Source organism: Caballeronia sp. (assembly GCF_028292365.1).
Lineage (GTDB): Bacteria > Pseudomonadota > Gammaproteobacteria > Burkholderiales > Burkholderiaceae > Caballeronia.
In genome coordinates this window covers 1-4133 of record NZ_JAQGMM010000471.1, presented here as the reverse complement: position 1 = coordinate 4133, position 4133 = coordinate 1, and the positions used below count along the sequence as shown (strand labels likewise).

Annotated in this window: 5 protein-coding genes, 1 tRNA gene and 1 pseudogene; 3 read left to right on the top strand and 4 right to left on the bottom strand. The window is 57.7% G+C overall.

Annotated elements, in window-relative coordinates; all coding sequences use genetic code 11:
* Positions 1-205 (top strand): annotated as a pseudogene (locus JWR14_RS27480) (porin); the annotation flags it as partial.
* A gap of 3 nt (positions 206-208) precedes the next feature.
* On the top strand, positions 209-622 hold the full coding sequence (locus JWR14_RS27475; RefSeq protein ID WP_299715025.1) for a porin: 414 nt from the start codon (positions 209-211) through the stop codon (positions 620-622).
* Positions 623-637: 15 nt separating this feature from the next.
* On the opposite strand, the gene JWR14_RS27470 is transcribed toward JWR14_RS27475, so the two are convergent.
* The 3 genes from JWR14_RS27470 to JWR14_RS27460 all read right to left on the bottom strand — a co-directional run bounded on the left by JWR14_RS27470 (position 638) and on the right by JWR14_RS27460 (position 1980).
* Positions 638-817 carry a hypothetical protein gene (locus tag JWR14_RS27470; RefSeq protein ID WP_299715022.1) on the bottom strand — a complete coding sequence of 60 codons (180 nt, stop codon included), beginning with the start codon at positions 815-817 and terminating at the stop codon, positions 638-640.
* 683 nt (positions 818-1500) lie between these two features.
* Positions 1501-1576 (bottom strand) — tRNA-Val (locus JWR14_RS27465).
* Positions 1577-1707: 131 nt separating this feature from the next.
* Positions 1708-1980: an HU family DNA-binding protein gene (locus JWR14_RS27460; protein WP_047896884.1), complete on the bottom strand. Its 273-nt coding sequence runs from the start codon at positions 1978-1980 to the stop codon at positions 1708-1710.
* 234 nt (positions 1981-2214) lie between these two features.
* Here JWR14_RS27460 and JWR14_RS27455 point away from each other — a divergent pair, with 234 nt between their 5' ends.
* Positions 2215-2340, top strand: a complete 126-nt coding sequence (locus tag JWR14_RS27455; RefSeq protein WP_299715019.1) for a hypothetical protein — start codon at positions 2215-2217, stop codon at positions 2338-2340.
* Between the two features lie 3 nt (positions 2341-2343).
* Here JWR14_RS27455 and lon read toward each other — a convergent pair.
* The coding region (gene lon, locus JWR14_RS27450) for an endopeptidase La (RefSeq protein WP_299715016.1) at positions 2344-4133 on the bottom strand (1790 nt) is incomplete at its 5' end.

Genomic DNA, 4133 nt, shown 5'->3' with positions numbered 1-4133 from the left:
TGGCGTACCCGGCTCGCTTGCGACCAATCAGGCTTACTCATTCGGCGCGCATTTCACCAACGGTCCGCTGGGATTGGCGCTTGCGTATTCGCACTTCAACAATCCGGCGGCGTCCTTGTTTGGAAGCAATCCGACCAACACACCGGTGTCGAACGGATTGACGGCGAGTCCGATCTATAGCGGTTACTCGACAGCGAGAACCTAACAGGTGATAGCGGCCGGAGGGTCTTATGTGCTCGGGAACGTTGTCATGGGCGCGACGTATTCGAACATTCGATATTCGAACATCGCGGCGCTTGCTGAGAGCAGCGCGGATTTCAACGATGCCGAGTTCAGCGTGCAATATCGGTTCACGCCTGAGTGGTCGGTGGGCGCCGCCTACAATTTTCTCAAGGGCAATGCAGTCACGCAAACTATCGGAGGCGCGAAATACAACCAGATTTCGGCGGGACTGAATCACGCGCTTTCGAAGCGGACAGACGTCTACGTGTCAGCAGCCTGGCAGACGGTCAGCGGCGACGATTCGACCGGCCACGCGGCGGTCGCGAACATCGCCGATTTGTCGCCCTCCTCGAATCGTCATCAAGCGGTCGCGCGCCTGGGCATACGGCATAAGTTCTAGCTTTCGGGGCAGAAGTCAGCCGCGCAAGCGGTGCAACGATCGAATGTGATTGGCGATCCAACTGGCGAGGCCGTGTTGAGTGGACGGTGCCTCCGTCGCGGGCTGCATCAAGGTGCGGTCCTCGCGTTCGCGGATCGCGAGTCTGGCTGCCAACGCGGGCACGATGTCCGAATACTCCTTCAAGAGGATCGACATCGCGGCGCTGGGTTCGTGTTTCCCACAAACCATTTTGCAGGAACTACGCCACCTTCCAGAGAGCTGGTTCGCTTCAGCGGCGTTGCCCGTGTCAACATTGCTGTGCATATGTCACTCGTATTTCTCGAAAAGAGAATACGACCCCTAGGGGAAAACATAGCCAGTCGGTCCCGTCAAAAAAATACAGCTCCCTCAGTATCGAAACGGCCTGCCGCGACAGCGGCACCAGATGAGGGGGCCCACTTCGTTTGCGTTCAAGTTTCCCCTTCATCATGGTTGCGGGGCACACCCGAGGGCCGCCCTTCAGATCGAATTGCTCCCATGCCGCCCTCCTGATCCGGCCAGGACGCTGAAACACTAGTGGAGTGAACTGCAAAGCAGCACGGACGATCGGCGTGGCCTTATAGGACCGGATAGTAAGGTCTCGTGGCAGCCTTGGCGCTCACAATCGCTAGCCGGGCGAGTTGATGAAGCGCGGTCTTCGACATCGTTGTATACCCGTTCGTGGACTCTCGTGAATACGGGAATACAACGAAAAATACAACGTTCGAAGTTCGGATCTAGCTGGAACATACCGGACATCCTCGGACAATTCTCAACCAATAAAAAAACCCGCAGAGCCAATAGCCATGCGGGTTTCCGTGTACTTCTCCGAACTTCTTCAGACATTGCTTGCGAAACGGTGGTGGGTGCTGACGGGCTCGAACCGCCGACCTACGCCTTGTAAGGGCGCCGCTCTACCAACTGAGCTAAGCACCCGCTTCGCGATCTTATGCGATCTTCTCAGGTAATCTTTTCGAGCGATCTTCACACCCATTATGCGAAACAAGTGTGTGATCCGCTCCGCCAGATCCGAACTGTTTCAAACCGGTCCGTATCCAGCGAGTCCGCTAGTTTAGCGCATCTTTTAGCGCTTTGCCAGGGCGAAATTTCGGAACCTTCGCGGCTTTGATCTTGATCTCATCGCCGGTACGGGGATTACGGCCAATGCGCGCCGTCCGCTTGCCCACAGCAAAGGTGCCGAAGCCGACGAGCGTCACCGAGCCGCCCTTCTTCAAAGTCGTCTTGACCCCGCCGATCACGGCTTCGAGCGCACGGCTGGCCGCCGCTTTAGAGATATCAGCTTGCTGTGCAATATGGTCGATCAGGTCCGTCTTGTTCATTGTGATCCCCCGAATAATGGTTTGTGGTTGGGCGATGCTGCAAAGAGGTGGTTCACGACAGGCTGCTTGAGCACAGGCCCCGGAAGCCCTAAGTGCGGCGGTCATTAGAAGTAGCCGAAAGACCGGTGTCAACCGGGATTGAGCCTGATTAGCGCCACTTTGTTTGAACGTTGACGCGCAAACACGCTGATACGTGCGTTGGACGTGTCAATAAAAGCGTCGATGAAAGCGTCAATGAAAAGCGCTAATAAGAGCGCCAATGAAAAACCCGCGTGGTCAGTTCGCACTGACCACGCGGGTTTTGCTTTGCTCGACTCCGGCGCGACCATTTCGGGCCGCGCCTCGACGGGCGCCTGGTGATGCTTAATGCTTCACGAACTCACCCGCTGCCGGGGTGTCCTTCTTTTCCGCGACAGCAGGCGTTGCCGGTTTGGCTTCTTCTTCCGGCAGTGCTGCTGGAACACGTTCGAGCGCAAGCTCAAGCACCTTGTCGATCCAGCGAACCGGAACGATTTCGATCGAGTTCTTCACGTTGTCCGGAATTTCGGCCAGATCCTTCGTGTTCTCTTCCGGGATCAGCACGAGCTTGATGCCACCGCGATGCGCCGCCAGCAACTTCTCCTTCAATCCGCCGATAGGCAACACTTCGCCGCGCAACGTGATTTCGCCCGTCATTGCCACGTCTGCGCGAACCGGAATACCGGTCAGCACGGACACCAGCGCCGTCGTCATGGCGATACCGGCGGACGGACCGTCCTTCGGCGTCGCGCCTTCAGGCACGTGGATGTGGATGTCCTTCTTCTCGAACGCCTCATCCGACACACCCAGACGACGCGAACGCGAACGCACCACTGAACGCGCTGCCTCGACCGACTCCTTCATCACGTCGCCGAGCGAACCCGTGCGGATGATATTGCCCTTACCCGGCATCACCGCGGCTTCGATGGTCAGCAAGTCGCCGCCCACTTCCGTCCACGCGAGACCCGTCACCTGACCGACCTGGTTCTCCTTCGCGGCCAGACCAAAGTCGGTCTTGCGCACGCCGAGGAACGTGTCGATATTGCTGCCGTCGATCCGAACCGCGCCTTCTGCCTTCTTCAGCAGAAGCATCTTCACGACCTTGCGGCAGATCTTCGACATTTCGCGCTCAAGCGAACGAACGCCTGCTTCACGCGTGTAATAACGAATGATGTCGCGGATCGCTTCTTCGGTCAGATCCATCTCGCCAGCCTTCAGGCCGTTGTTGCGGATCTGCTTGGGCAACAAGTACTTCTGCGCGATGTTGATCTTCTCGTCCTCGGTGTAACCCGAGAGGCGAATCACTTCCATCCGGTCGAGCAACGGCGGCGGAATGTTCAGCGAGTTCGACGTCGCCACGAACATAACGTCCGACAAGTCGAAATCCACTTCGATGTAGTGATCGGCGAACGTATGGTTCTGTTCCGGATCGAGCACTTCAAGCAAAGCAGACGCCGGATCGCCGCGGAAATCCATACCCATCTTGTCGACTTCGTCGAGCAGGAAAAGCGGATTGCGCACGCCGATTTTCGACAGGCTCTGCAAGATCTTGCCAGGCATCGATCCGATGTACGTGCGACGGTGACCGCGAATCTCGGACTCGTCATGCACGCCGCCAAGCGCCATGCGCACGAACTTGCGGTTCGTTGCGCGGGCGATCGACTGGCCCAGCGAGGTCTTGCCGACGCCCGGAGGCCCGACGAGGCACAGGATAGGCGCCTTGACCTTTTCAACCCGTTGTTGGACCGCAAGATACTCGAGGATCCGTTCCTTGACCTTCTCGAGGCCAAAGTGATCTTCGTCGAGTACGCGTTCCGCATTCGAGAGGTCATTGTTGACCTTGCTCTTCTTGCGCCACGGCAAGCCGATCAGGGTGTCGATGTAGTTGCGCACAACGGTGGCTTCAGCCGACATCGGCGACATCAGCTTGAGCTTCTTCCGCTCCGCATCAGCCTTCTTCTTGGCTTCCTTCGGCATGCGTGCGTTGGTGATGCGCTTCTCGAGTTCTTCGAGATCCGCACCTTCCTCGCCTTCGCCCAGTTCCTTCTGGATCGCCTTGACCTGTTCGTTCAGGTAATACTCGCGCTGGCTCTTTTCCATCTGACGCTTCACGCGTCCACGGATGCGCTTTTCGA

Excerpts from the sequence above, each read along its gene's own strand:
- JWR14_RS27460 (WP_047896884.1), bottom strand. The coding sequence starts at position 1,980 with ATGAACAAGACGGACCTGATCGACCATATTGCACAGCAAGCTGATATC.
- JWR14_RS27470 (WP_299715022.1), bottom strand. The coding sequence starts at position 817 with ATGTCGATCCTCTTGAAGGAGTATTCGGACATCGTGCCCGCGTTGGCA.
- JWR14_RS27455 (WP_299715019.1), top strand. The coding sequence starts at position 2,215 with ATGAAAAGCGCTAATAAGAGCGCCAATGAAAAACCCGCGTGGTCAGTT.